This is a genomic window from Brevibacillus sp. NPDC058079, assembly GCF_042885155.1.
GTDB lineage: Bacteria > Bacillota > Bacilli > Brevibacillales > Brevibacillaceae > Brevibacillus.
Genome location: NZ_JBHVSO010000010.1, coordinates 106,252 through 131,981 on the forward strand (window position 1 = coordinate 106,252; position 25,730 = coordinate 131,981).

The window sequence follows — 25,730 nt, forward strand, 5'->3', positions numbered from 1 at the left end:
CATTCAATCCATAAGTATCCATCAAGTATTGAGCTGATGAATGCTCCGTTCAATTTTATACATAGCGGTTATATGTCCATGTTGGGTTCTGTAAGTCCAATGCTCATTATTATCATGTTCTTTTTTCGTAGGCAATAATTGAAACGATATTGACATCACGCAACCCATCCTTTCTTAATCTTTTTTGTAAAAGACAGCCACTGATGGATTCAGTAGCAAATAATAATCTCCATTTGCATAGCCAATATATTCAGAACTAAACCACGCACGGTAAACACCGTCATCGCACATTTTCCCCGACACTTTATAATGGCGTTTCGTATGTTTATTTCGCCAGCTATCATCCTTTGTAAAGCAAAACTCCTTCTTTTCTTGAAAAGCTTTTTGAATTTGATTCAGCGTGTACTCATCAAAAACCTTTTTGATGTAATAGAACCTGTGATTTGATTCGCAAAAGCTTTCTGACTTCAAGTTGCTCCAGGTCTGTTCATCAAATCGAGTATTCATAATGCGTTTATACAACTTTTCTTTCTTTTCATCCCTCATTTGAATTTTCGAAGGTTCTTTATCGTGAGCCAGAACAATTTTTTCAACGATTCTCCAAGGAAAATCCCACTGTACAAAATAACCTGTTCGTCCTGTTGGGGAATAACAAAGAGCCTTACTTTCATCACCAACAAAGAAAAAAGTGTCGTAATACTTCACATCTTTGTATTTTTTTCGATGATAGACTTTTGTTTCTTCCTTAAAAAAAACTCTTGGTTTGGTATTTCCATATTGTGGACGAAGGTTTTCAATAAGCATCGCAGCCGCCTGAAATTCTTCAAATGTAAAACCTATTTGCATAATAACCTCAACCTTACACTCTTCTTTCTTTACCAAAAAAGGTTCGGCAGAAACAACAATATGATTTGAAATGCTTCTCGCTAACATGCTCATATAAACATCCATCCTTTCTAAAAAGTTTGTTCAAACACCTGTTTTTTAAGTATCTATTGATCTTATGCAGTTTGGAAATAAACCATAAAGAATCGATTTATCTATTTAAAAATATCTGGTTAAATTAATGAAGGAAATTGTAATGGACTATAATATGGTAATTTTCATATTCAGGCAAACAATTGTTTGTTTTTTTAGGGAGGATATTATAAATGACGATTTATGATTTCATGATCAATGAGCTGACTAAACGGAGCATGCCTGCGCAAGATGCAAGAATTATTATGTATGTAATTGTAAATGATCAATCATTTGCATTTGGTACCATGGAAAATCGATGGGGCGAACCTGCTAATGCGTACCCTGATCTACAAACGACTTGGCATTCAGTAAGAGAAAAGGCGCTTGTGTACATCGAAGAAAATTATCCGATGGCTTTATTTAAGCCGATGTTTTTTGATCTTCAAGCATTAGAGCAATTTAAAAAGGAGTTTGGTTTTGATGAATGGCAAGAAAAAAGAAATAACCCTCCATCGAACACAATGACTGACGCAAAGCAAAACGAAGGTCATGAGAGTGGAAACAAGGTGGAAGAAACGGGAGTACAGTATACGATTATTAATTCCTCGGAGAGCTATTCAGCTCAATACATTAAAGAATGGTGTGAGTATCAAGTTTGGTATAAGACAGAACATGCTTTTGAAGCGGGAGAGATTTTTGATCAATTTTGGGGGATTGATACGGATTGTAATTTTACCCCGAACCCAAGAGTGTTCTATTTTGTTTGGTACGAGAAAAATCACAAAGGTTTCAAAGAAGCGAGATTGGAACGCGATCTTGAGAAAACTCCATGAAAAAGAAGACAATAACAAGAAGGAAGGGAGCATGTCCGTTGAAGGATGTGCTCTCTTTTCTTTGAAATGCACATGAAGAAAGATAGACTTTTTCAAATGAAGGTGGTAAATTAATTAAATAAACATTAACTATAGACAATAAAATAAAGGGAGTTGACTGTAAAATGAATTTCTTTGCAGATGACAAGATCTTTAATCTTCATACCGAGTTGAAGAAAGCTGTTGGAGAGTATAGAAATGTCAGAGGATTTAAACCAAGTGATTATATTGATGCAAAAATTGAGAAACTCACTCAATACATGAGGCATTATAGTTTAACTGCTTGCGTGATTGCCATTAGCGGAGGAATAGATTCTGCTGTTACATATGCGATTGCTTCGAAAGCTAAACAGGTAAAGGATTCACCAATTAAAAAAATTGTTCCGATTTTTTTACCTGTATATAAATCGGAGGGTGCTACGAACCAGGAAGAGGCAAGAAAAAAAGCGGAAGAGCTTATTGAGGAGTTTGGGGGAGAGTCCCTAACAGAAATTGATATCTCACCTATTCATCGACTACTGAAAGAAACGGTTGATGAAAGAATGGGGGTACACGGTCAGGCTTGGGCGGCAGGTCAATTAGTGTCTTATCTTCGAACACCAACCTATTACTACGTTACAAGCCTTCTTAGCGAACAGGGATTCCGACCTATCGTTTGCGGGACTACGAATCGAGATGAAGGTGCCTATCTTGGGTATTTTGGTAAAGCTTCCGATGGCATGGTTGATATTCAGATGATTTCTGATCTACACAAAAGTGAAACCTATCAGGTTGCTAAATATCTTGGTGTTCCTCAAAGCATCATTAAGGCAATCCCAACAGGAGATATGTATGATAACCGATCCGACGAGGAGGTCTTTGGCGCTCCTTATGATTTCGTAGAATTATATCTCCAGTATCTAAACATGAATCGTCTCCAACAGTACGAGTTTTATCAAAGCTTATCGAAGGATGCGGCAGAACAGTTTATTGTTTTAAAAAAGAACGTGGATGATCTTCATAACTATAACAAACATAAGTACCTGGGAGCATCTCCTGCCGTTCATCTGGATGTAATTGAAGGAAAAGTAAAGGGTGGATGGGTGTACAACAATTATGAATGAAGTCCCAGTTGTTCAAAGTGCATAGATGGATATTAACTACCAGTTTGATAAATGGAGGGTTATTCATATGAAAGGAACAGGTTTATTCTGTATCAATGGAGAGGAACAAGAACTGCCGCTTTTTGAAAAAGGAGATCGAGTAAAGTCTAAACAAAGCTCTACGACCGCTATCGATGCAAAGGGAACCGTTGAAAGCACAAGTGTGGGTGGATTATTTGTTTATGTCAAGTGGGACAAGGAAAGCTATTTGTCATCATTAGGAGGGGAAGTTAAGTTAGGACAATGTAGGATTGCAGATGGCTTGGAGTATATTGATGAAAAGGAGGTGGCATAGTTGAAAGGAAATAAAGGATTCGTGAATGAGTTCGATTTGCAAAAAAGCACAATTCGTGTGATTGCTAAAAATTCTCCGTTTGTCATTGCTAAACTTCTTTCTATTGGGGATTTATCCTTTCACTTCCGCAAGCTACTTACCGAAGATGAAGTAAATCTTATTGCGAATCAAGTTAATGCATTAAATTGGGTTCCAGTCGGAAAGGATGGAATCCTAAAAAACTACAATGAAAACGATGAGATTGGTTCATGGAGATTAACTTGTTATGAGCCAAATCTTGCGGAAGCAATCTGGAGTCGAATGAAGACTGCCTTTCCTTCAGTTCGCATTATGAACGATCTGTCTCCGACTGATTGGGATGGAAGCTATGAATGGGAACCGATTGGTATCAATCCCGCATTTCGATTCATTCGTTACAATAAGAATGAACACTTAATTCCACACTATGATGCCCCTTATATTCAAGATCATTCTGTGCGAAGCTTGAGTTCGCTTGTTATTTATCTTAGTGATAATCATGATAGCGGATCTACCCGTTTCCTCAAAGATGATCAGATAGAACTTCCTTTATCTGATCGCAATTACGATGATTGGACGAAAGAAGCTGGAGAAGAATTGGTTATTCATAAAGTAAATCCCGAAAAAGGGGATGCTTTGATTTTTGATCATCGAATCCTTCATGATAGTGAACGCGTGAAGGGAGAACAAGTGAAAACAATCATTCGGACGGATATTATGTATAGGAGAGTGCGTTAAAGATGAAGCCTTTCCATTTTGAGAAAGATTCGACTCCACTATGGGAGTATCTCGGCTTAAACGGAGAGTTTACAGGGAAAGAGGTTGAGATAGCTACTGCCTCTCTTACAGAGGAGCAAAAACAGTGTGAGCAGATCAGACTCGCATGGAAGGTTCTTCTTGATCCCTATTACGCTGAGACTTATCGATACTATCAATCTATGCCTGCATTGTATCACTCAGGATTCTTCGTAGATTCTAATCCTGATAAAACGATATACAATCTTGATTTCTTAACTACACCTTTTGACAAAATCGTAGATGGCATATCAAATCATCCGCCTAATGGGAAACCCTATATTGTTGTTTTGACAACGGGATCGTTTTCGCCTATTCATAAATGTCATTTGCATTTGATGGATATCGCAAAATACACAATGGAAGAAGCGGGGTATCAAGTTGTTGGTGGGTATCTTTCCCCATCTCATGATGAATATGTTTCTACAAAGGATCAGGGGAGAACTGCGTTACACATAGAAAAGCGAGCATATCTCGTTGAAACGGCTATTGAAGGTAATTCGTGGTTGTACCTCGATAAGTGGGAAGGGTATTACAATCGGTATGCAATTAATTTTACCGATGTCATTTTTCGGTTAGAAGCTTATCTGAACCATCATATCCCTACACCAAACGGGATTAAAGTGTGTTACGTGTTTGGTGGCGACAATGCTTCGTTTGCAAGAGCTTTCGTGAAAAATGGAATTGCTGTGTGTGTGAGTCGAACAGGTTATGAGAGTAATTTTGAGGCAATGAAAACAGAAATGAAAGCGACGAGAAATGTAGTGTTTGCTCAAAGTAATATTGAAACTGCTATCTCTTCAACATTAGCAAGGGGTGGTCACAGGGAATTTCTTGACGAGAAAATACAAGACTTGTATTACAACTTGTTGCATAAGGAAAAAGATACGTCTAAAGAAGATGTCTTCGCCATAAGAAATGACCTTTCAAGAGCTTTGCCATTAAGCGATGATGACATGCAGGAAACCGTTCGAAGTATGTCAGATATCCTTATCTCGTCTTTTGATGGGAAAATGAGCGTTGCTGTGATTTCATGTGAGGAGCAGCAGAAGCAAGCAGAGGACTTAATTGAGCAAATAGGGATGAAAACGATTAGTTTGGACGTATTTATCCGAGGAAACGTTAATTTTGACATCTCTCGATTATTTGAACTCGGAACGATGCAATTTCAGTCGAAGCGTCTGACGAATCGCCCAAATACACTAAGCCTTGAACAACAAGTTTGTTCTTTTCCTCCTGGAGAGTATGTGCTAATTGAAGATGATGTGGTATCTGGATATACCATTCGCAAAATGTTTGAAATGCTTCCTCCAGAAGTTCAAGTAAGAGAAACCATCATTCTTAGTCATCTGGATAACTCAAATAAGGATAGAAAATTCTTTGACATTGTGGATATGCGTGATTTTGTGTTCGGAGCGAAGCACAGTGGTTTGGTAACAACCTTGCCTAATGGCTCTGTTGTCCGAGTACCTTATGTCCTGCCCTATGTCTCGCCTATCAGTAGAGCGAGTGTTCCTATGGGAAGAGAACTCAATTTTTCGATTAAAATGTGGGAGTTTAATCGCGATTTCTACACAAAACATCCACGAAAGCTAAAGGAAATGGATGAAAGTTTAATCGTCCTCATGAAATATCTTGGATTTTCTGAGGAAGCGTCTATGGTCGATGTTATTGATTGGCATTTAGAACGATTAAAACAATAGGTGAGAAAATGAATGATATCCATATTGAATTTGCTCATATTTATAAGGATCAACCATTCGGTCAAGAACAAATCAAAAGTGTCTCGATCATGATGGACATGGTTCGTAAATTGAATGAAGAAGGTAGGAGTGTTTTGACAACAGTTCTTGTAGATGATTACCATCTTTCCAGTGAACCGTGGAGTGATGACTACTTGCTTGAACAAATTGGTGGATTAGGACACACTCCTGATTTTATTGCCTATGAGGGAACCTTTGCTGAGCTTGCGAACGAAATAATTGATGATCTCCCCGCTTCTGTTAAGGTGGTGGAACCATTTCACAGAGATCAAAAAGAGGTTCTTTTCTATGTATCTGGAGAATGTAAGTTTGCTTTGAAAGATATTTATAAGGATCGGGAAGAAATCAAATGTGTTACCCTGAGTTGTGCTTGGATGATGGCTAAGCTGGGCTTAAAACCCTTCCCATCAAATGGTTTGAAAAGGATTCGAGAGCGGGATATAGAAAGTAAACAGATTGTAAGCGTGCTCCCTAAACAATACATGAAAGTCGAAGAAAATGTGATGAAGCTTCTTGGTGTATTGGGCTACGATGAAGAAAAGGAACGTATCCATTATAACTTTTATTGAACCATTGAAAAAATTGAATCCATGATTGGAGTTGGCAGTCAAGGGATTGCTGAAGTATTTGATGCTACCAATCCTGAGAAATCAAAGTAATCGTAAGGGAATTTGAAAAGATAAAAAACAAAAGGTCGCTATATGAACATAGTGACCTTTTGTTTTTTATCTTGAGTGTGTAGAAACTTTGTTGATGTTGATTTTCTGAGTGAATCCATCCCACACAACTTGTGCACCTAAGTTTTCTGCAATGAATCGAAGGGGAACCATCATTCTATTATTAACGATCTGTGGTGCAACAGGAAGGTTGACGGTTTGTTCGTCTATTTTTGCAGTTTTTGAGCCTGCACTGAGCTTCACAGTCTTTTCATTGAGGGTCAAAGTTGCGACCTGTGTGTTATTGTCGTAGACAATTGGAACTCCTAATCCGTCAGCGATGAAACGCAAAGGAACGAGTGTTGTACCACTTTGAATAAATGGAGCGGTGTCAAGTAAGACAACGTTGTTAGAACCAATTCCATTTTCAGTAAAGAGCTGAGTTCCATTAGTAGAACCTACTTGAAGAGATACTTCAAGTTTCTTCGTTACGAGTGTTGGTACTTTCACAGAAGTCGAATCGGACTTTTTCGAAGTAGTTTTTTTTATTTCAATTTCATCTGATTCGTATTCGCGTTCCACCATTTTTTTAACAGTAACTTCTTCTGTAATTGTTTCATATTCAACTGGAGGAGTTGTAGTAACTACAAGCTTTGCTGGTGCCACAGGTGGAACAATTGGATCAACAGGCTTTGTTGGTTCTACAGGTGGAACAATTGGATCAACAGGCTTTGTTGGTTCTACAGGTGGAACAGTTGGATCAACAGGCTTTGTTGGTTCTACAGGTGGAACAATTGGATCAACAGGCTTTGTTGGTGCCACAGGTGGAACAATTGGATCAACAGGCTTTGTTGGTGCCACAGGTGGAACAATTGGATCAACAGGCTTTGTTGGTGCCACAGGTGGAACTGCTGGATCAACAGGCTTTGTTGGTGCCACAGGTGGAACTGCTGGATCAACAGGCTTTGTTGGTACTACAGGTGGAGTTGTTGGTGTAGTAGGTTTTGGAACTTTAATTACCTTTTTTTCTTTATGTTCCTCTTGAACCCTTAAACTGACTTCAATTACATAATCGTCATCAGCATCTGTAGGATTAGACAAACCTGCATCTTTAAGGAACTCAATTTCCAGTTCATCATCACCATGAACGTCTTTAGGAATTTCAATTTTTACCGTACGACCAGAAACGCTTACATCTTTTACTTCTTCACCATTAATTTCAACATCCTCTTCATCAATTTTTTTTGGGATTTTCCATTCTTGAGGAAATTTGATTTTAATGATTTCTCCTTTCACAAGAGTTGCTTTGTCCATATCAAGTTCAAGAAAGACAGAGGATTTCTCTCCTGCAATATAAGAGCCTAAATCAACGTCAATCTCCTCGTCATAGTTATAGGCTTTTGCAAATGCAGGCATTGCACTTGTTGCGATCAATGATGTTGCTAAAACTGCCATTAATACTGGTTTTACAATACGTTTCAAGGGTAAAGCCTCCTTTCAAATTTTATTATTCGATTGTGGATCATATACTTTAAAATCGATTATTATAACCAAATTACTGTTTGATCTTTTTCTTTTCAGAAGGATTTGATATAGCATGACAAAAATTCATGTGTATAATATACTTATATAATTATAGAATTAACGTTGTATATAAACAAAGAAATAGGGGAGTGATAGAATGAAGAACAAAAAGAAAACGATTGGTGAAATGACGAATATCCGTCAAGTATGGGGCATCAAGCCTTCTACCCAAATTGTAAAGAATAAAAAGGGAAAAGGTTCTTATAATCGCCAAGCGACCAAACAAGTTGCTTGGTGATTTTTATTTAAGAGGAAATGTTCATGCATTATGCATAGATGTAGAGTTTGAACAATTAGGATAGATGGCAAAGGAAAGGAATACTGAACCTGGAGATAGTGACTAAAAGACATTGGATGTGATTCTACCGTCTTTTGTTTTTATAAGAGAGGATCTACCCGAATAAGATAAAGGGTTTAGTCAGACATTGGATTATCCTCGGATAAATGTTAAAAGGAGGCATTTTTATGGGTTCGATTTATCGAGATGTAGGAGATGCGTTAAAGCATATCTACATGGAGATTCCAGAAAATCTGGATAATCTATCCGCTGAGACGATGCGAGAGATTCTTTGTGATATCAAATTAACAGCACAAAGCGAGTATGCAGCTTATGCTTACGCGTTAGGGTGGGCAGAGAGTTCGGCAGATGCGGTTCAAAACCTCATAAATGAACAGCGTGAGTTTGAAAAAGAAGAAGATATCATCGCGGAACCACTTGCTAAGACGTTTCTGATTATTACAGAATGGCTATCGAACAAGATAGGCATTCCGCAAGAAGTGGAAGATTACATGATTGATGAAACAGATAAGGCAATTCAAACCATTAAATACAACTGGATTCCTAAATCACAAATCGTATCCAGAAAAGATGTTGAGTGGATTCAAACACCACCAGCAGATTGTATTCCATGGCTTCGCGATAACATTAAGCTTGGTGATCATGTACAGATTCAACATCGGGTAATGGGAAAAGATTCTACTCTCGAAGAGGGGTTCATAGAAGGAATTAGTTATTGTGATGTTTCGATTAACGGCAAGGTGTTATTGGTCGGATATATGGAGAAAGTAACGAAGTTTGTAAGACAGGAGGAGTGATAGATGCTGTTTAGGACGCTGAAAAAGAGGATCAAAGAATTGCTTAAACTTGATAGAGCCGAAAATGGAACTGCCGTTATTTATGAAGAAGGTAAAATGTATAACGATTCACAAGTTATTCTTTTTCAGAACCAAAACGAGGTCGAGATTTTTAAACTCGAAGAAGAGAAGAGACGGATAGAGGCTGAGATCGAGCAAATTAATGTGAGATTAAAACCCTGGGAAGAAGAAATGCGAAGAAAACATAGAGAACTTTGGAATTATTAAATAGGAAGGGGATAGAAAAGGGATGAAAATAGGAAAAGAAATGAAAATGACTAATCGAGGACTATGGGAGAAACAAGGGAGAAAGAATGCATGTCGCTTGTGCGGGCAGTTCATCGATAACGAAGAAAATTATTACTTAGTGGTTGTTCCCTATCCATTTGCAAATGCACATCCAAACTTCATCGTTCATGCGCATGAGTGGGAAGAATTTCAGGAAGGGATGACAGATCTTGAGGCATTGTTTGCAAAACTATCGGGAACAGAGAAGCCTAAAACTTACAATCATACAATCCCTGATGAAGACAAGGTTGAAGCCTTTCGCCGTGTCCTGCGAAAGAAAGGTTATGTAATTTTGAAAGAAACAAGCAATCGTATTTACTTTACCTTTTCGAGCAAATCAGCACAGTTCTATTTTGAGAAGCGATTTTGTTATGTAGAAAATATGAAGACGAATAGCGACATTTTTGACCGAATTTTTACATTAGACAACGTAACTCGCTTAGAAGAAGAATGGAAAAAAGAGCTTGGGCAATTGGTGGAAGAAGGTTTTCGGGCTGAGAAGTTTTTTGAAAAGGCAAAGGAAAATTTGCAAGCTATGATGAGATAGGAGCGAATTGTAATGAATCGTAATTTTATCTGGATATATTTATCAAGGTAAGCTTATTCAAATCAATTAATTGTCGGAATAGTTTAGTTGAAGATGAAGAGATAAATCCATGGAGCGTGAAGGGAATATGAGATTTCTCATAATTGAAGATGATGATTGTAAAGCGAAAAAAGTTTCCGACTGTTTAGATGATCATGAGGTTGTAAGAGCTAAATCGTATAATTCAGGCGTTCGAAAACTCATGCAAGATCAATTTGATGGTGTGATATTGGATATGGGGCTTCCTATATTTGATGATGGATCTGGACTCAAGTCAGATCGCGGAATCATGGTACTCATGGAAATGAGTAGGAAAAACATAATAACTCCTGTACTTGTTCATTCATGGAGTAAATTTGATGTTTCTGAGTTTCAAAATGTACTGGATTATATTGTTGCAGGTTTTTATAATATTCGTGATCAAGTAGGGGCATTTGTGAAAGCGGTAGAAATTCAAAGTGCGGATCATTTGGTTGAAAGTTCTTAATTCATTTCCAGTTTATCCTATTGAAAGGAGAACTCTACCATGTTGAGTGGGAAAAGCTTGAGTTATAATGAGTTGTCCCAAGAATGCAAGTTAGCTTTGATGGAATATTTACAGTGTGAAAGTTTGATTGAAACAGAGAGAAAACTTGAAAATAGTAGATTTCTATATGAAATGGTTTCAGTAGATGAAGCTAAACAACGTTGTATGCAACTAAGTGAAGATCTTTGGGGATGCAATGATTTTGAAGAATATCATCAGCTTTATGTCGCTGGAGGAGATTTACCTGACCATGGACAATCTAAATGGCCTTGCATTGCCCCAGGCATTAATGAATGGTTAGATGATGGATGGCATAGGTTTCACTCGTATATCATTGCAGGTGATAGATATATTCCTTTATTAACTATTCAATAATAATCAGGCTTCAGCGAGGAAAAATATACAGGTACATCTCAACAACAACAAATGAGAATGAAAGGCAGATGAGTTTTTATGAAGCAAGCAACCATACTGTTGTTGATCGATGAAATTCATAGAGTAAATGGTGCTCCGAAAAGCACATTAAGTGGATTGCCAGTATCAACAATCATAGACATATTCTGCAATCTGTTTGGAACAAAAGGAGTTCATCCGCAAAATTACCATATCAAATAAGAGGTGAATATAGTTGGATACATTTGATTTAAACGTGCAAATAAAGGGATATTACTGCATTGATGCTATATCGATAGATCAGGCGAAAGAACATCTTCCCGAAATGATCGATAAAGAGGAAGTGAACAACCTCCTTGGTACAGAAATTCAGATCTTAACAACGGATGTATTGAATTCAGAAGGTGGGAGTTCCTATACAGGTGAAGATGGTACAGAGGTTCATCCATTTGATACTTATTTCATCGTTCATGCAGTTGTGAAGGAAACCGGATCAACTAAAGAAGAGGCAGTTAACACTTTGATTAAAAAGTTAAAAACTAAGGCTTTGGACATCGAAGAGGTGTTTTTGATTAGTATTGGAATTGTGGTAGAAGGAATTGAAATTGAGTAGAAAAAAATAACAAAGTGTAGTAGGAGACTATGGCTATTTTAGCATTGTCTCCTTTTTTCATTTAGCTCGTCAGCTTCAACTGTATTTGAATGGATGAGAACATTGTCTCGTATGATAAAAATTATGAACGGAGTTAGGAGGGTATTATTGATGAACAAATTTAAAAAAGCGGCTTCTTTAGTCAGATTCGTGTCAGTAGGTCTAACTGTAGGGGGAGAATTAGGGGAGACGATTCGAGTAATAACAAAGCAGAAAACAGAGGAATTGAAAGCAAAGCATGAAACGAAGATGTTGGAGGAGCGGATCAAGCATACTGAATTGAGAAAAAAGCTTCAACAACTGGAAGGCGAAGATGGTTTTACTCCTCATAGATCCAATGGCACTACTGAAAAAGATGGTACAGTCGAAAGAAGAGAATATGCTTCACTTCCGAATCGGATGTTGAAGTGAGCAAGGATATGACAACGATTTTATTCGTTGTCTTTTTTATACCAATCAACTCGTTGCATATAAGCAATGATAATGCTACTATTGACTTAAAGCTCTGCAATATCACATTGATAAAGATAAATGGCAACTGCAAACATGAATGTTGTCATCGTATGTATAACGAGGAGGAATAAATTATGAAGAGAAAATTGTTAATTTGGGATTTGGATGACACCTTGATTTTTACGAATATTGAGTTTGAGAAAACCAATTGGTCATGTGCCGAAATTATTTCTAAAACAATCTTTGGGGATAATCGAGCAGTAAACGAGATTCTTCAACGTCAACGTAAAATTGACCTGGAGCTTGTAAGTGAGTATGGATTTGTACGCCCACGTTACTTACATAGTTGGCTTCGAACATTGGAGCAATTTTGTAAAGAAAACGAAATTACACCATCAGGAACAGTCGTTCAAGAGGTGGCAGACAACGTAGAGAACTTGTATGTCCGTAAAAATGAAAATATCCCTGAAGCTCTGGCTGTCTTGAAATGTTTGAAAGAAGAGGGTTATTCCATGGTTGTTTTAACGGCTGGAGATGATGAAATTCAGCGTAAACGAGTAGGTGAAGCAGGTGTGTTGGAGTTCATGGACGCAGTTTATGTATACCCCTACAAAACGCCAGATACGTTAAAAGAGGTACTTGCTAAATATGATGGTTATATTTGTCACATGATTGGTAACTCCCTGAAAAGTGATATTCATCCTGCATTAGAGAACAACATTTGGGGAATTCATGCTATTCGTGATACGTGGGAAGCAGATCATTTTGAGATTGATTCAAACCACGTCTTTTATCGATTGGTTCATAATCTTGCAGAGATTCCAGGTCTATTAAGGGAAATTCATGATGTAAATACGGTCAGTTATACGGTTTGTGATAGAGAGGGGTGAAATCGTGGATGCAATTCAGGTAATTGAATTAGGAAAAGAGATTGTAATACCTGAGATGAGTATATTCGGCATGTTACAGTTCCTCATTGTGGTTCTTTTAGCAATTTTCTTTTTTGCAGTTCTAATTGAATTTTGTCTTAATTTGGGGAAAGACACTTTGATATGGATATTCTTAATCTCTGGATTATGTGGAATAAGTTTTTTTGCTGTAAAAACCGAGGATTATTTAAAGCAGATGACAGCTTTTAATGTAGACGTAGAGAAATGGAAAAATGAGATTGCAAATCCATATATCGAATCACTTACATCTGAAAAAAAAGAAATAGTATTTATCAAAATTGAGGCAGAACTTGGTGCAAGGGCATCAAGTTACAGATATACCTCTAAGACTGAATCCGTTGAAAGAACCCCTGTAACGGTATCATTTAAAGATGGAAATAACGTTGTGACACGAACAGAATGGTATGAAACAACGATGGAGCTGGCTGATGATGAAGTGCCCTATCTGGAATACAAAAATTTAACCGTTAATTTAGGACACGGAATTATCCCTGGTATTTATAATGCAAAAATTCATTTGCCTAAGTCGTACAGATTTACTGAAATCAAATAAGGGGGATTAGAAGAAAGTGGATATAAATCAAGTTATTGAAATGGGAGAAAAAATTCCTGATCCATCTCTTTCATTACTGAATATCGAGATCTCTATCGCTGTGTTGTTTTTCGGTGTTTTTATCTGTCTAATCGGCTTATTTATGTTTGGTTCTGCTGCAACTACTTTAGGTATGGTTATATTTATTATCGCAGGCGGGTTTCTGTTTAACGGCCTATATCAAGATTGGACATCGAAAAATACGTATGGAGAACAGGTGGAGAAATGGAAGAATGAAGTAGTAGCTCCTTATATAGAAACATTGCCTAAAGAAAAAAGGGAAATTGTGTACATCAAAATTGAATCAGAATTGTCTTCCAAAACAAATCGTTTATATACGTATTCATCTCCTGAAATCAAATTAACCCCATTAACTGTCTCTTTTAAAGAAGGTCGGATAACAACCTTGACAAATTGGTATGACGCTTCGATGGAACTAACAAAAGAAGAAAAGGCTTATGTAGAGTTTCAAAAAGTTCCAAAAGATTTGGGGCATGGAATGGATGCAGGGTACTACAATTTGAGCGTTCATTTGCCAGAAACATATACGTTTACAGAGATCAAATAAAGGATGGGCTGTTCATATGGATATCAATCAAGTCATTGAAATGGGAAGTCAGATTCCTGAAACGTTTATGTATGGCAAATACACTATAGTTGGTTTGTTTTTATCAGTGTTTGGAGGAGCAATTTTTCTTAGTGGTGCAATTGTAAAAAGATATGTAGTTCCTGCAATTATAGGAGGATGTATGTTTTTTTTAGGGTCTGGTTTGTTTGTGGCAATGAAGGATATCGAAAAAGACGCACATGTTCAGGATGTGGAGAGATGGAAGAAAACTGTTGTGAAGCCATACATTGATTCGTTGCCAAAAGAGAAAAAAGACATTGTTTTTATTAAGATCGAATCACAGTTAGCAACAGAATCGGGAGGAAACCGTTGGTACATCGATAGTTCAGAAGTAAAACTAACCCCATTAACCGTTTCTTTTAAGGATGAAGATATCACCACTTTGACAAGTTGGTATAACGCTTCTATGAAACTAACAAACGAAGAAAAGCCTTATATCGAATACCAAAAAGTCCCCAGATATTTAGGACATGGAGTAGATGCTGGTTATTACAATGTAAAAGTTCACCTACCAGAGACATATACGTTTACGGAGATCAAATAAAGAAAGGGGATTTATGGTGGATCTTAATCAAGTTATCTATTTGGGAAATCAGATTACTGAGCAAAGCGGTCATGGATATGAAATTATATTTGCTGTGGTAATGATAATTGGTGTGTTGTTGCTTTGTTTTGGATTAAGCAATGACATTTGGGTTCTTTTTCTTACTGGGGTACTGCTTGTTATTGTCCCAATATCTTTGTTGGCTGTTTTTGGTGACATCTTTCAAACATATCAATTGAATGAATACCACAAGAGTGTAGCACAATGGAAACGAGAAGTAGTAAACCCATACATTGAATCGTTGCCAAAAGAAAAAAAAGAAATTGTTTTCTTAAAAATTGAAACGGAGTTGTCAACCGAACTGAAAGATAATCGTTGGTATACTTACAGTTCGGAAGTACAACAAACCCCATTAACCGTTTCTTTTAAAGATAAAGGAATCACTACTTTGACCAATTGGTACGATGCTTCTATGGAATTAACAAATGAACGAAAGCCTTATATCGAATATCAAAAAGTTCCTGAAGATTTGGGACATGGAATGGATAAAGGTTTTTACAACGTGAGAATCTACTTGCCAGAATCCTACACCTTTACAGAGATAAAATAAATAAAAGGGATTACCAACCTTATTAAGAGCAAAGAACGAATAGTCGTTAATGCAATCTGAACATCCAGCTGCCAAAGTCATATACGTTCGTCGAATTTTGAAAGGAGTTTGTATTGAGTACTTTTCAAAACGGTAGTTCATCCCATCGAAATTATCAAAAGATCAAACAATATGAAATCGAACAAGAATATTGGAATCGCCTCTACCATGCAAGTCAATCAAAATCAGAGATTGCCTGGTTTAATCCCTACTTGGATCTCTTACCAAAGCGAAGCCAGGTCTTTGAAATTGGTTGTGGTACAGGAGATTTAGGACAATTCTTGATCGATAACAATCACGAAGTAACGGGAATTGACTTGTCTGATGAAGCAATCTTGCGCGCTAAGGAAGCTGTTCCGAAGGGAAAGTGGTTTTCACATGACATCCGTAATCCTTTGCCTTTGGAGGATCATTCTTTCGATGTTATCATCGCAAGTCTTTCTCTTCATTATTTTGAAGACAGCCAATTAACTATCATTACAAACGAGCTTGAACGAGTAATAAAAAAAGATGGTGTCTTCGTTTTTCGCATAAACTCTACAAATGATCAGGAAGCAAACAATATGAACAACTCGATTAATAGGAGATATTTTAGTAAAGAAGAAATGGATCAATGGCTTTCCAATTGGAAAGTGCTTGAGGTAGGAGAGAAAAAATTAACATACTACGGAAAGATGAAGTGTTTGTGGGAAGGAATCGCGATTTGTAAATAACATATATAGAGAATTGACCTAAATATTTTGTCTTCAATTTGAGGAGGATCACATGGTTCTGTTTACAATCATTTCTTTTTTCGGTTTCTCAGCAGTTTTTTACCAAGAACTTTCCACTCGGAAACATTGGAAACGTGTTGAAGAGATTATTGCGGAAAAATATGAAATAGCAAAGCTGGAGAGAAAGTCAAAGAGAGAAGTATTCGTATATACTGGTGAGAAACTTGTCCACGTAGAGATTTCAAAGAAATACGAAATCGTTTTGGAAAAAGTATTAATTGCATAATTTTTAAACGGATAGGAGGTAAGTGCAATGAGTCTCACAGATATGATTCCAAAATGGCTGCTTTGGTCATTTGCCATACCATTTATGATTGCTTTGCTTCCAATAGGGGTTTTGTATTGTGGGTTGGGTATTTACTATGAAATTTGTAACAACAGAAAATTTCACACCTATAAACACGACATATTCTATTCGATGATACGTCCTGGCTTTTATGTCGGGTTATTTGTTTCGATACTTGTAATGTATTCAATCGGATTGTTGGTTGTTCTTTTCAAGAAGATATGGGGTATTAGAGGGAAAACAGAAGTCGAATATGAACCTGAAAATAAATAAAAAGAAAAAAGCTGAGTCCTACCTTGCAGGATCAGCTTTTGTAGTTAATTAATTAATAAAAATCATAAGTAGCCCATACATATCCGTCTTTGTCACGGATAATTTTGTCAGAGAAAATGCCATTTCCAGTACGAGCTGGTTCAGATAACACCTCTTTTTCAAATTCATCCCAGGTGTATTCGATTCCATGTTCCGCAACGATGCTGAGTCTATCTTTATTCTTCTCATAAAACTTCTTCATTTCTGCAACAGTCGTGTAGAAATGTTCATTTCGTTTGAGCAGGAGAGTACCATAAGCAGATTGACCGATATGGAGCGTTTCGGCTTCATATATACCGAAAATATCCTCAGAAGTTGGAAAGTTCAGCTTGCCGATGAAAAGTAAGTCTACGTTCTTTAATATATTTAATGCTTCTTCCAATTGTTTTTGAGATTCTTTTGCCTTCACGTCTTTAAAGTAGTAGTTTACGCTCATTATTATCGTCTCCTTGTTTATTCTTCGTTTAATTCGATTTAGATCTCCGTGTACGATTCACCTTCTAAAATCATGCCGCCATCAACCTTAAACTTCTCCTACATTCTGCTTCAACGTTATATACATATTCCACTTGTCTGTAGAAACAGATCACTTTTTATTGAAATTGTTACACCTCGTCAAAGTGTTCATAAAATCCGTCTTCATAAACCTTCAAACTTTTGCTCGTTTCCTTTTTAAAAAGATAGATTTACGTAACAATGGCTTCCGCAAGGCAAATACGACAATTCCACGTATTCTCCTTATGAGGTCCATGAGTGGTTTGAACATCTTCAGCTACGGAGAGATAGTTTCCGCTTTCGTCAACGATCCAATCTTGTACGACATGTGCTGACGTAATAAACTCTTTGTGCTCTGGATTGTTTGGACAAACTGCTTTCATGGTAAGCACTCCTTTTTAAGCAACCTGTTTTGAATAAGCGACCATGAGGTGATATCCACCAATCGCTATATCTGTTTTTTAAATTCTTGTCCTCCTTAAAAAATGATCGAAATAAATCAACTGTCTTTTTCTAACACAATTCATTATATGCAAATAAATGGCGTTCAATATATGGGGTTGAATTTAGGATTAAAAAATGAGCATTCTTGGTGAAATGTTCTGTTTAATAATAAAACCTGATTAAACAAAAAGCATGATTATTAAATAAATAACCGCATAGAATCTATGATTCAAAAATAGATTCGACCGAAAGGAATGATAGATCAACTATGAAGATGCAAAATCTAAAAGATGTGAAAAACGTATTAGCAAATTCACCAAAAAAATTATTTGGGACGATGTTACTTACAAGTATGATTTTGGGAGGTGTTTGGGGGAACTCAACCGTTGAAGCAAGTGCATTAACACAAACAAAAGTCTATGCATATGGCGTTAACTCCTATGCTCTAACACCTGATGGAAAAGCTTGGTCGTGGGGTGATGGATCAAGTATTGGAGTAGCAGTAGGTGAAAACGTAGGCAAGTTATTGGTTCCTACTTTAAATAAATATTCAGATTCAGACATTGTGAAAATAGCATATGGAGGCACAAATAGATTCACTTTCGCTTTAAAAGCGGATGGTACGGTATGGGCGGTTGGAACACATACTTATATTCCAACTTTACAAAATACCAAATATACTCCTGTACAAATACCAGGACTAACGAATATCAAAGATATTGCTGTCGGACAACAACATATGTTAGCTGTGGATGGAAATGGAGATGTATGGGCATGGGGAAATAACAGTTCGGGCTTATATGGAGATGGAACCAGCACAACTGCCAGTTCTCCGGTTAAGCTCACTACTATCTCAAAAGCAAAACAAGTTCTTATTACAAATGATTCGACTCACGTAACAGGTGGTACGGCTTCTTATGTATTAGATACAGATGGGAACGTGTGGGGTTGGGGAGTTAATGCAAAAGGAGAAATGGGTGACGGAACAACAACCTATCGAACAACTCCAGTAAAAGTAAAAAACGTCTCCAATATCACAGAAATATCAGCAGGAGCTGCTCATGTACTTGCCCGTAAGTCGGATGGTACGGTTTGGTCATGGGGAAAAAACTTTAATGGACAAATTGGAAATGGATCAAACTTTGCTATTTCAGATAATATGCCTATACAAGTACCTACTATTTCGAATGTAAAAGCCGTGTCTGCGGCTGGCGAGGTTTCTATGGTTTTAAAAAATGATGGTACGGTATGGGGGTGGGGTTCTTCAAAAGATGGCGAATTAGGTAACGGGACAACGGGATATCCTCAATACGTTACTTCGCCTGTACAAGCAAAAAATTTGTCCGATGTTGTTAGTCTTTCATCTGGAGGCGGTCATAGTTTAGCTGTGAAAGAAGATGGAACGGTATGGAGTTGGGGAGGAAATGGATATGGGAAATTGGGGATAAACGAATCGGCGGGAATTATTGTTGCTGAGCCAGTTCAAGTCCAATTCCCAGTTGTTGATACAACAGGCCCTGCCATTACCTTGACAGCATCAATTACCTCTCCTACGAATAAAGATGTGGTTGTCACAGTGAATGCGACAGATGACGGTGGGGTTGCAGTGAAAAAATATGCCTCTGGTAATCAGACGGCAAGTTATTTTGCATCGAACGGTACGGTATTGAGTGGAACTACATTTAACGTTGCAACCAATGGCATCTATACTGTCTATGCTAAAGATAAAGCAGGAAATGAGACTGTTCAGCAAATTACAATTAGTAATATCGATAAAGAATTACCCGTTATTAACTTAACACCTTCCACAACAGAGTTAACCAATGCGACTATGATGGTGACCTTTGATGTCGCAAATGAAAAAGAGCCATATATTCGAAAATATGCCGAGGGAAATCAATCTGTTTCCTATTTTTCTTCTAATGGGATAACGATTGCCAATCATTTGCCTGGATTTGGTCTGGATAAGAATGGCGTATATACAGCTTATGTGAAGGATGCGGCAGGTAATGAATCGGTAAAAACAATTGAAATCAAAAACATCGACATGCAAGCTCCTGAGTATAGGTATTCACAAGAAATCAAAGGAGAAAAAGCTATCTTTGAGTTTACGATTATTGACCAGATGTCAGGGGTGGATCGGGTAGAGATTACTCTTTTAGATAAAGATAATACAACAAAACTATCAAAGAAAGCATTCGAGTTTAATAAAGACAACATTTATCGTGTGGAGTATGAGAATCTGATTGAGCAAAAGTATTATTTTATAATCGAAGCATACGATAAAGCTGGAAATCGATTGTGGGTTAATGGAAACTTCGATGTAGACCTAACGCCACCGGATGCACCTACAATGACAGCGAGTACAAATGAGCCAACGAATCAAGATGTAGAGGTTACGATTAATTACCCATCGGATTCATCCAAGCGTTATAAAATAGGAGACGGAGAGTGGAAACTCTACACGCGTGGGCAAAAATCAGTAATAGTTCGTGAAAATACGATTATTTACGCACAATCAAAAGATAGCAGTGATAATACCAGTGAAATTGTAAGTTTGTCCATTACGAATATTGATAAAATTTCTCCAGATGCACCTTCTTTAGAAGTAAATGGACGGGTACTGAAAATTCAACATGGAGAAGATCGAGAATCTGGAGCAAAGGGAACCATATTCAATATTAACTCTCAAGGGTGGATAGAGTATAGGACAGAAGTAGAATTGCCAATGGGAGATGTAACTGTCGAAGCAAAGACGATTGATAGAGCTGGTAATGAAAGTGCGGTTACTACAAAAAGCTTTAAGATTTCAAATCCTGCTGACGACGCACTAAAACGAGCAGAAGAGGCAGTTAAAAAAGCCGAAGGCAGCAAAGACCAGAAGGATGTAGACAATGCCAGGGATTTGGTTGACAAGCTTCCAGAAGGCAAAGACAAAGAGGATTTGAAAGATCGTTTGGATGAAGTTCAAAAACAGATAGATGATAAGGCAGTTGAAGAGGCTACGAAGAAGGTTGAAACTGCTGAGAAAAGCAAAAATCAAGCAGACGTGAATGATGCAAGAGATGCTGTTAATAAACTTCCTGATGGTCAGGTGAAAGATGATCTGAACAAACGTCTGGATGAAGTACAAAAACAAATCGATAATAACAAGGCTATAGAAGAGGCTACGAAGAAAGTCGTAACCGCTGAAAATAGCAAAAAGCAATCAGATGTCAATACTGCAAGAGATGCTGTTAATAAACTTCCTGACGGTCAAGTGAAAGATGATTTGAACAAGCGTCTGGATGAAGTGCAAAAGCATATCGATAATAGCAAAGCATTTGAAGAAGCTACGAAGAAGGTTGTAACCGCTGAGTTCACCAAAAAACAATCGGACGTCGACATTGCAAGAGATGCGGTAAACAAGCTTCCAGATGGTCAAGTGAAAGACAACTTGAACAAACGATTAGATGAAGTCCAAAAGCAGATTGACGCGAAGCTCCTTGAAGATGCGACAAAGAAGGTCGTAACAGCCGAAACAACCAAAAGACAATCGGATGTAGATCGAGCATGGGAAGCGGTCAATAAACTTCCAGAAGGTCAAGCAAAAGAGGACTTGAAAGATCGTTTGATTGAAGTTCAGAAGCAGATCGACAACAAAGCATTGGAAGAGGCTACGAAGAAAGTCGTAATAGCCGAAACGAACAAGCGACAAACGGATGTGAATACAGCACGAGATGCGGTAAGCAAGCTTCCTAACGGGCAAGCAAAAGACGATCTGAATCACCGTTTAGATGAAGTGCAAAAGCAAATAGACAACAAAGCTGTGGAAGAAGCAACGAAGAAAGTTGTTACTGCTGAAAACACGAAAAAGCAAACTGACATTGACAAAGCATGGGATGGAGTGAATAAACTACCAGAAAGTAAAGCTAAGGAGGATTTGAAAGGTCGTTTAGAAGCGATTAAGACTGACACGGGTAAAGACGGAATCGGAGATGCTATTGATAAAATCAAAGATCCCGCCGTGAAGTCCTACCTATCCGGTTTGCTAACGGCTGTCGAACGAGCCGAGAAATACTCCATTCGAACCTATATCCAAACGGCTTGGGAAAAAGCAAAAGCAGTACCAGATGCAGTGAAGAATGACCCTAATTATCAGGTCATTTATCGGAATCTCTATGATCGTGCGGAGAAAATGAAAAATGCTTTCAATGATGGTTTGAGTGATCAGGAATTGAAAAAAGCGATTCAAAAAGCAACTGATTATGTAGGCTACTACGAACGTTATAAAACTTCTTACTACAATACAAAAGCGCAAGAAGCAATTGACGCTCTTCCAGAAGGAGATGTTCGCACAAAGCTTCAAGAACGCCTCGATGCAGTAAAAGTATAGGAATGGATGAAGAGTGGGATTCTTACCCACTCTTTTTTATGCTTCCATCAAAATAAAATCATATACAGAGATCTATCATATAGGGTTAGTGCAAAAACAAGCAAGGGGATGGAATCTATGTCTATCGAATTCAAAATGAGTGAACTTAAAGCGTATCCATTGCTTCCGCAGATTGAAGTTGGTATGCGGGTATTGGCTACAGATGAAACGAATTACGCTGGTTTGTTCGGATCTATTACCGAAATCCGATACGGTGATCAAAAAGAAACAGAAAACGATACCATTTTGGAGATTGTTGTAGATTTTGAACAACCAGAGAATCTAAATCTGGAAGAAACGAATCCAGGATTAAATGGCACTGGTATTGATCAAATCATTATGAGTGAAGAGGATCTTGGCTTTAAATTCTTATCAGAGGAGTTTATCGACTATAACTTCTACATGATGGCAAATAGGAAAATTGTTTGTCCCAATTGTCTATATCCTGTAGAGCGAGTAATCGAAGAACAGTATGAGGAAATTACTTGGACATTCAAAAATGGAGATTATGAAAAAGAGACAGGTGTTGGAAGGTCTGATGGGAAACGATGCGGAAAATGCAAGAATTTACTTCAAGATACAAACGAGTTCTTTGCATACTAATAAGAATAGAAAAGCGAGGTGATGAATCATCCCGCTTCTCCTAATCAGAAAGAGGGAAAAGCCTTTCTATAACAAGCCTTATGGAAGAAGGAGCGATATCTATGATCGAAGATAACAAAGGTCTGCAACTTCAATTTATTAAGGAGAAAAATTGCCCGATTTGCGGAACGCATATTGTAGTTGAAGAAAGCGTAGATGTAGATCGATTTGGTCGTGAACCGAAGATCAGAGAACACGTACATGGAGGGAAATGGGAGCATCGTCGATTTATTTGTGGAATGACACTCTCGTATTGTCCAAACTTCCAAAAAACTGAAGTCAATAAATACTCGAATTGCAAAAATAATCCCGTCTTAATTGAACGAATTAAGAAAAGAGAAGAAGCAAAGCAAAAGGTTTTGATGTTTATCGATGAAATTTATGATGTTGATGAAGACTTCAAGAAGAAGATGCATGAAGAAGTCAGAAGAATCTCTATATAATCTGACATGATATGGACCAAAGGAGGATAAGATGATTCCTAAAAAGATGGATTTCTTTACATTTGCTCTTAAATATAAGAAACGTGAAGTGTCTGTATTAGGAATTTCTCAAAATGTTATAGGTGATTCTTATTTAAAATTGGCAGATAACGATCTCCAGGAATATACATGCAAGATTAATCCACAAGGGTTCTTGAAATTTGCAGAAAGCAAAGGATATACCAAATTGGTTGACTTAGCGAATAGATTTTTAGAGGAAATCGAAGAGAACAAAGAAATTAAAAAGGGGTACAGTATATGAAGAAAAAAGAGGTCAGTAAGGTTAAGGTATATTCGTACCATGAATTGTGTATGAATTCCTATGGCGTACAAAATATGTTGATTGTTCAACATAATTTCCCGAAATATTTCTATGAAGGGGATTATATCAATTCATATTACTCAGATCGCTTTTCTTCGGAGGATTGGGAAAACGCATTACAGCATATATCACATGAGTTACACATTGATGAATGGGTAGAACTGGAAGCTGACGAAGACCTTTTAGATGAGCTTCTTCATTTTGCATCTGCTCTATTCAAACGGGATGTGACAGGTGTTCGAATCGTTCGATATACAAACGCTTCGAGCGGGTATCCAGTTTGGAGAATTGACGTTTTTTCAAAAGGGAGCGACACACTAAACGAGTATGACTATCAACCCAATTATGAAATACAATGGGGAGTAAATAAGCACGGTGAGATCGAATATTGGTTTTAATAATTTTTTGCTCAGCCATATTCGTTTTTGATGTGAAATTTTCAGATTAGAAAGAAGGGTGTATGAAATGAGTTTTGTACAAGTAATTTTTAAATTAGACCTCGATGAAAATAATGAACCAAAATACGAAGGAAAGATTTATACTAAAGGTCATGGCTATGACAATGGCAAAGAAGTACCGAAAGATTTGCTGAATGTATTAGATGTAAGTGAATCCACAAGATACAAAAGGATAAATGCTTATTTATCAGTGGAGCAAAAAAACAACATAATTCCGATTGTCAGAGAAGCAATCCAAGAAAAAATTCGAGTTCAAATGGAGGAGCTTCGAATCTTGCAGGAAGCACTAAAAACCATTCCAGAGTTCGAGATTGATCCAGAATAATTAAAGCAACAAAACCACAAAAGAAGATAGGGAAATGCCTATCTTCTTTAATTTTGTAAAAAATAATTTACTATAATGAAAACGCATGGTAAAATCTATGATAAAGACATGTACGTGAAAACAAAAAAGGAGATGTGAATACACATTGAGAATGTAAGTAGGAGTGAAGGTTATTTTATCACCGCCATTCAAAATCTGGATGTAAAAGATGATAGTAGGTGAAATTTTTCATATTGTTTATATTTATTTGATGAGTTGCAAGAGGAAGAACGTTTTCAGGTGAAAGGTTTATCTACTTTTCAAAAATCAAATGGTAGTAACAATTAAACTCTATTAACTGACAAAGGATGATGGTTGTGTTAATTAATCCAAATCGAGTAAATGAAATTTTAGTTGATTGTCTTTATAAAAAGGAGGAAATCGTAGATGGCAAGCCGATAATTCCTTACGTTGGAGTACAAGGTGTGCAAGGTGCCATTGGATTTCATCCAGAACGCTTACAATCACATAAACAGGAAATTTCGGACATGATTGAAAATTTACCGAAAGAAATTGATTCGGTGGAGGGTTTATCTTTTTTGAATGTTTGTCAGGATAAGGAAGGAAATCTATGGACAGGGATGCATAAAACGTGTGATGAACTCATCATGCTTGCCATTGGTCTTGAACTTCTGGAGTTCACGATGTCAAAAGAGCTATGGATGATGTGTCCAGGTGGAATGCCAATGATTCGAGTGAAACATCCTTCTGATCCGACTTACAAGGATATGTCAAAGTATCGGAATGGACGAGAGCGCTCCAAAGTAGTTCAGACATGGTTGCATGAGTTCAAAAAACCTTTCATGGATAACCTTCTGGAGGGAGAAACAGACTCTGAGAAGATCGTAGCGAGCCTAATGCGGGATTTCATGTTGAAGCATCCAAGCGAAATTACTGAAGCAATGGTCAACCGAGTGATACTTTGGCTCAATTCAAACACTGGTCGTACCTTTATCTCTAAAGCTTATGATGTCGAAGTTCCAGCTATTGTTCCAGAGTTGAGTCTTCTTCGCGTGTGGGGAAACGAATTCAAACAGATGGTATTGAATACTATCATTTATCGCGCACATGATCAGACAGGGCTTGTTTCAAGAGAATATCTCGATGCTCTTGATAGCGGGACAGGGGAAACGCCTGTAATCGTTGCTGATACATTAATTGGGTGGCTGAATAGTGCGGTTGGACGGTCATTTGTTCGTCAGGCGTTTAACATTGAAATTCCTAATGTTGCACCAGATGGAACTGAATAGTTAAAAGA

General features: G+C 37.4%; 33 protein-coding genes. 29 read left to right on the forward strand and 4 right to left on the reverse strand.

Going from position 1 to position 25,730, the window contains the following annotated elements; translation table 11 throughout:
* Window positions 1–174: 174 nt before the first annotated feature.
* Window positions 175–939 carry a hypothetical protein gene (locus ACFVS2_RS25740; RefSeq protein WP_390239118.1) on the reverse strand — a complete coding sequence of 255 codons (765 nt, stop codon included), beginning with the start codon at window positions 937–939 and terminating at the stop codon, window positions 175–177.
* 212 nt (window positions 940–1,151) lie between these two features.
* On the opposite strand from ACFVS2_RS25740, the gene ACFVS2_RS25745 reads away from it, so the two are divergent.
* The 6 genes from ACFVS2_RS25745 to ACFVS2_RS25770 all read left to right on the forward strand — a co-directional run bounded on the left by ACFVS2_RS25745 (window position 1,152) and on the right by ACFVS2_RS25770 (window position 6,414).
* A complete protein-coding gene (locus ACFVS2_RS25745; protein ID WP_390239121.1) occupies window positions 1,152–1,793 on the forward strand; it encodes a hypothetical protein in 642 nt (213 codons plus the stop codon).
* A gap of 164 nt (window positions 1,794–1,957) precedes the next feature.
* The gene (gene nadE, locus ACFVS2_RS25750; RefSeq protein ID WP_390239123.1) at window positions 1,958–2,935 is read left to right on the forward strand and encodes an NAD(+) synthase; all 978 of its coding nucleotides are present in this window, start codon (window positions 1,958–1,960) and stop codon (window positions 2,933–2,935) included.
* A 67-nt stretch (window positions 2,936–3,002) separates the two neighbouring features.
* Window positions 3,003–3,269 (forward strand): hypothetical protein, encoded by a 267-nt coding sequence (locus tag ACFVS2_RS25755; RefSeq protein ID WP_390239126.1) that lies wholly within the window; start codon window positions 3,003–3,005, stop codon window positions 3,267–3,269.
* Entirely contained in the window at window positions 3,270–4,025 is a 756-nt protein-coding gene (locus tag ACFVS2_RS25760) for a 2OG-Fe(II) oxygenase (RefSeq protein ID WP_390239129.1), read from the forward strand.
* Between the two features lie 2 nt (window positions 4,026–4,027).
* The gene (locus tag ACFVS2_RS25765; protein WP_390239132.1) at window positions 4,028–5,785 is read left to right on the forward strand and encodes a nucleotidyl transferase family protein; all 1,758 of its coding nucleotides are present in this window, start codon (window positions 4,028–4,030) and stop codon (window positions 5,783–5,785) included.
* An 8-nt stretch (window positions 5,786–5,793) separates the two neighbouring features.
* Window positions 5,794–6,414, forward strand: a complete 621-nt coding sequence (locus tag ACFVS2_RS25770) for a hypothetical protein (protein WP_390239135.1) — start codon at window positions 5,794–5,796, stop codon at window positions 6,412–6,414.
* Window positions 6,415–6,570: 156 nt separating this feature from the next.
* Here ACFVS2_RS25770 and ACFVS2_RS25775 read toward each other — a convergent pair whose 3' ends face one another.
* Complete coding sequence (locus ACFVS2_RS25775) at window positions 6,571–7,983, reverse strand: stalk domain-containing protein (protein WP_390239137.1); 1,413 nt, start codon at window positions 7,981–7,983, stop codon at window positions 6,571–6,573.
* A 199-nt stretch (window positions 7,984–8,182) separates the two neighbouring features.
* On the opposite strand from ACFVS2_RS25775, the gene arfA reads away from it, so the two are divergent.
* From arfA to ACFVS2_RS25855, 16 genes are all read left to right on the forward strand, one after another.
* On the forward strand, window positions 8,183–8,323 hold the full coding sequence (arfA, locus tag ACFVS2_RS25780) for an alternative ribosome rescue factor ArfA (RefSeq protein ID WP_390239140.1): 141 nt from the start codon (window positions 8,183–8,185) through the stop codon (window positions 8,321–8,323).
* A gap of 227 nt (window positions 8,324–8,550) precedes the next feature.
* Complete coding sequence (locus ACFVS2_RS25785; protein ID WP_390239143.1) at window positions 8,551–9,180, forward strand: hypothetical protein; 630 nt, start codon at window positions 8,551–8,553, stop codon at window positions 9,178–9,180.
* Window positions 9,181–9,183: 3 nt separating this feature from the next.
* Entirely contained in the window at window positions 9,184–9,447 is a 264-nt protein-coding gene (locus ACFVS2_RS25790) for a hypothetical protein (protein ID WP_390239146.1), read from the forward strand.
* A gap of 22 nt (window positions 9,448–9,469) precedes the next feature.
* Window positions 9,470–10,054: a hypothetical protein gene (locus tag ACFVS2_RS25795; RefSeq protein WP_390239149.1), complete on the forward strand. Its 585-nt coding sequence runs from the start codon at window positions 9,470–9,472 to the stop codon at window positions 10,052–10,054.
* Between the two features lie 109 nt (window positions 10,055–10,163).
* A complete protein-coding gene (locus ACFVS2_RS25800) occupies window positions 10,164–10,580 on the forward strand; it encodes a response regulator (protein WP_390239152.1) in 417 nt (138 codons plus the stop codon).
* 39 nt (window positions 10,581–10,619) lie between these two features.
* On the forward strand, window positions 10,620–10,994 hold the full coding sequence (locus ACFVS2_RS25805; RefSeq protein WP_390239155.1) for a hypothetical protein: 375 nt from the start codon (window positions 10,620–10,622) through the stop codon (window positions 10,992–10,994).
* A gap of 253 nt (window positions 10,995–11,247) precedes the next feature.
* Window positions 11,248–11,625, forward strand: coding sequence for a hypothetical protein (locus ACFVS2_RS25810; protein WP_390239158.1), 378 nt, complete (start codon window positions 11,248–11,250; stop codon window positions 11,623–11,625).
* A gap of 150 nt (window positions 11,626–11,775) precedes the next feature.
* Window positions 11,776–12,075: a hypothetical protein gene (locus ACFVS2_RS25815; RefSeq protein WP_390239160.1), complete on the forward strand. Its 300-nt coding sequence runs from the start codon at window positions 11,776–11,778 to the stop codon at window positions 12,073–12,075.
* A gap of 176 nt (window positions 12,076–12,251) precedes the next feature.
* On the forward strand, window positions 12,252–13,007 hold the full coding sequence (locus ACFVS2_RS25820) for an HAD family hydrolase (RefSeq protein WP_390239163.1): 756 nt from the start codon (window positions 12,252–12,254) through the stop codon (window positions 13,005–13,007).
* Window positions 13,008–13,011: 4 nt separating this feature from the next.
* A complete protein-coding gene (locus ACFVS2_RS25825; protein ID WP_390239165.1) occupies window positions 13,012–13,620 on the forward strand; it encodes a hypothetical protein in 609 nt (202 codons plus the stop codon).
* A gap of 16 nt (window positions 13,621–13,636) precedes the next feature.
* Entirely contained in the window at window positions 13,637–14,227 is a 591-nt protein-coding gene (locus ACFVS2_RS25830) for a hypothetical protein (RefSeq protein ID WP_390239168.1), read from the forward strand.
* Between the two features lie 16 nt (window positions 14,228–14,243).
* Window positions 14,244–14,831 carry a hypothetical protein gene (locus ACFVS2_RS25835; RefSeq protein ID WP_390239170.1) on the forward strand — a complete coding sequence of 196 codons (588 nt, stop codon included), beginning with the start codon at window positions 14,244–14,246 and terminating at the stop codon, window positions 14,829–14,831.
* A 16-nt stretch (window positions 14,832–14,847) separates the two neighbouring features.
* Complete coding sequence (locus ACFVS2_RS25840) at window positions 14,848–15,441, forward strand: hypothetical protein (RefSeq protein ID WP_390239173.1); 594 nt, start codon at window positions 14,848–14,850, stop codon at window positions 15,439–15,441.
* 113 nt (window positions 15,442–15,554) lie between these two features.
* Window positions 15,555–16,193 (forward strand): class I SAM-dependent methyltransferase, encoded by a 639-nt coding sequence (locus tag ACFVS2_RS25845; RefSeq protein WP_390239174.1) that lies wholly within the window; start codon window positions 15,555–15,557, stop codon window positions 16,191–16,193.
* A gap of 52 nt (window positions 16,194–16,245) precedes the next feature.
* Entirely contained in the window at window positions 16,246–16,479 is a 234-nt protein-coding gene (locus tag ACFVS2_RS25850; RefSeq protein WP_390239177.1) for a hypothetical protein, read from the forward strand.
* Window positions 16,480–16,506: 27 nt separating this feature from the next.
* Window positions 16,507–16,812 (forward strand): hypothetical protein, encoded by a 306-nt coding sequence (locus tag ACFVS2_RS25855; protein ID WP_390239180.1) that lies wholly within the window; start codon window positions 16,507–16,509, stop codon window positions 16,810–16,812.
* Window positions 16,813–16,864: 52 nt separating this feature from the next.
* Here the strand turns inward: ACFVS2_RS25855 and ACFVS2_RS25860 are convergent, their stop codons facing one another.
* Window positions 16,865–17,287: a hypothetical protein gene (locus ACFVS2_RS25860; protein WP_390239181.1), complete on the reverse strand. Its 423-nt coding sequence runs from the start codon at window positions 17,285–17,287 to the stop codon at window positions 16,865–16,867.
* Window positions 17,288–17,537: 250 nt separating this feature from the next.
* Window positions 17,538–17,729, reverse strand: a complete 192-nt coding sequence (locus tag ACFVS2_RS25865; protein WP_390239182.1) for a hypothetical protein — start codon at window positions 17,727–17,729, stop codon at window positions 17,538–17,540.
* 329 nt (window positions 17,730–18,058) lie between these two features.
* On the opposite strand from ACFVS2_RS25865, the gene ACFVS2_RS25870 reads away from it, so the two are divergent.
* The 7 genes from ACFVS2_RS25870 (at window position 18,059) to ACFVS2_RS25900 (ending at window position 25,722) form a co-directional block, all read left to right on the forward strand.
* The gene (locus ACFVS2_RS25870; protein WP_390239184.1) at window positions 18,059–22,165 is read left to right on the forward strand and encodes an RCC1 domain-containing protein; all 4,107 of its coding nucleotides are present in this window, start codon (window positions 18,059–18,061) and stop codon (window positions 22,163–22,165) included.
* Between the two features lie 117 nt (window positions 22,166–22,282).
* Entirely contained in the window at window positions 22,283–22,807 is a 525-nt protein-coding gene (locus tag ACFVS2_RS25875; RefSeq protein ID WP_390239186.1) for a hypothetical protein, read from the forward strand.
* A gap of 101 nt (window positions 22,808–22,908) precedes the next feature.
* Window positions 22,909–23,289: a hypothetical protein gene (locus ACFVS2_RS25880; RefSeq protein WP_390239189.1), complete on the forward strand. Its 381-nt coding sequence runs from the start codon at window positions 22,909–22,911 to the stop codon at window positions 23,287–23,289.
* A 31-nt stretch (window positions 23,290–23,320) separates the two neighbouring features.
* Entirely contained in the window at window positions 23,321–23,590 is a 270-nt protein-coding gene (locus ACFVS2_RS25885; protein WP_390239192.1) for a hypothetical protein, read from the forward strand.
* Window positions 23,587–24,048: a hypothetical protein gene (locus tag ACFVS2_RS25890; RefSeq protein WP_390239195.1), complete on the forward strand. Its 462-nt coding sequence runs from the start codon at window positions 23,587–23,589 to the stop codon at window positions 24,046–24,048. The genes ACFVS2_RS25885 and ACFVS2_RS25890 overlap by 4 nt, the downstream gene beginning before the upstream one ends.
* A 67-nt stretch (window positions 24,049–24,115) precedes the next feature.
* Window positions 24,116–24,433, forward strand: a complete 318-nt coding sequence (locus ACFVS2_RS25895; protein ID WP_390239198.1) for a hypothetical protein — start codon at window positions 24,116–24,118, stop codon at window positions 24,431–24,433.
* 356 nt (window positions 24,434–24,789) lie between these two features.
* Entirely contained in the window at window positions 24,790–25,722 is a 933-nt protein-coding gene (locus ACFVS2_RS25900) for a hypothetical protein (RefSeq protein ID WP_390239201.1), read from the forward strand.
* Window positions 25,723–25,730: the final 8 nt, after the last annotated feature.

Coding starts and splice junctions, on each gene's coding strand:
- ACFVS2_RS25880 (WP_390239189.1), top strand. CDS start 22,909: ATGATCGAAGATAACAAAGGTCTGCAACTTCAATTTATTAAGGAGAAA.
- ACFVS2_RS25795 (WP_390239149.1), top strand. CDS start 9,470: ATGAAAATAGGAAAAGAAATGAAAATGACTAATCGAGGACTATGGGAG.
- ACFVS2_RS25805 (WP_390239155.1), top strand. CDS start 10,620: ATGTTGAGTGGGAAAAGCTTGAGTTATAATGAGTTGTCCCAAGAATGC.
- ACFVS2_RS25755 (WP_390239126.1), top strand. CDS start 3,003: ATGAAAGGAACAGGTTTATTCTGTATCAATGGAGAGGAACAAGAACTG.
- ACFVS2_RS25815 (WP_390239160.1), top strand. CDS start 11,776: ATGAACAAATTTAAAAAAGCGGCTTCTTTAGTCAGATTCGTGTCAGTA.
- nadE (WP_390239123.1), top strand. CDS start 1,958: ATGAATTTCTTTGCAGATGACAAGATCTTTAATCTTCATACCGAGTTG.
- ACFVS2_RS25790 (WP_390239146.1), top strand. CDS start 9,184: ATGCTGTTTAGGACGCTGAAAAAGAGGATCAAAGAATTGCTTAAACTT.
- ACFVS2_RS25850 (WP_390239177.1), top strand. CDS start 16,246: ATGGTTCTGTTTACAATCATTTCTTTTTTCGGTTTCTCAGCAGTTTTT.
- ACFVS2_RS25765 (WP_390239132.1), top strand. CDS start 4,028: ATGAAGCCTTTCCATTTTGAGAAAGATTCGACTCCACTATGGGAGTAT.
- ACFVS2_RS25745 (WP_390239121.1), top strand. CDS start 1,152: ATGACGATTTATGATTTCATGATCAATGAGCTGACTAAACGGAGCATG.
- ACFVS2_RS25820 (WP_390239163.1), top strand. CDS start 12,252: ATGAAGAGAAAATTGTTAATTTGGGATTTGGATGACACCTTGATTTTT.
- ACFVS2_RS25785 (WP_390239143.1), top strand. CDS start 8,551: ATGGGTTCGATTTATCGAGATGTAGGAGATGCGTTAAAGCATATCTAC.
- ACFVS2_RS25855 (WP_390239180.1), top strand. CDS start 16,507: ATGAGTCTCACAGATATGATTCCAAAATGGCTGCTTTGGTCATTTGCC.
- ACFVS2_RS25865 (WP_390239182.1), bottom strand. CDS start 17,729: ATGAAAGCAGTTTGTCCAAACAATCCAGAGCACAAAGAGTTTATTACG.
- ACFVS2_RS25870 (WP_390239184.1), top strand. CDS start 18,059: ATGAAGATGCAAAATCTAAAAGATGTGAAAAACGTATTAGCAAATTCA.
- ACFVS2_RS25770 (WP_390239135.1), top strand. CDS start 5,794: ATGAATGATATCCATATTGAATTTGCTCATATTTATAAGGATCAACCA.
- ACFVS2_RS25890 (WP_390239195.1), top strand. CDS start 23,587: ATGAAGAAAAAAGAGGTCAGTAAGGTTAAGGTATATTCGTACCATGAA.
- ACFVS2_RS25800 (WP_390239152.1), top strand. CDS start 10,164: ATGGAGCGTGAAGGGAATATGAGATTTCTCATAATTGAAGATGATGAT.
- ACFVS2_RS25885 (WP_390239192.1), top strand. CDS start 23,321: ATGATTCCTAAAAAGATGGATTTCTTTACATTTGCTCTTAAATATAAG.
- ACFVS2_RS25740 (WP_390239118.1), bottom strand. CDS start 939: ATGAGCATGTTAGCGAGAAGCATTTCAAATCATATTGTTGTTTCTGCC.
- ACFVS2_RS25895 (WP_390239198.1), top strand. CDS start 24,116: ATGAGTTTTGTACAAGTAATTTTTAAATTAGACCTCGATGAAAATAAT.
- ACFVS2_RS25875 (WP_390239186.1), top strand. CDS start 22,283: ATGTCTATCGAATTCAAAATGAGTGAACTTAAAGCGTATCCATTGCTT.
- ACFVS2_RS25835 (WP_390239170.1), top strand. CDS start 14,244: ATGGATATCAATCAAGTCATTGAAATGGGAAGTCAGATTCCTGAAACG.
- ACFVS2_RS25860 (WP_390239181.1), bottom strand. CDS start 17,287: ATGAGCGTAAACTACTACTTTAAAGACGTGAAGGCAAAAGAATCTCAA.
- arfA (WP_390239140.1), top strand. CDS start 8,183: ATGAAGAACAAAAAGAAAACGATTGGTGAAATGACGAATATCCGTCAA.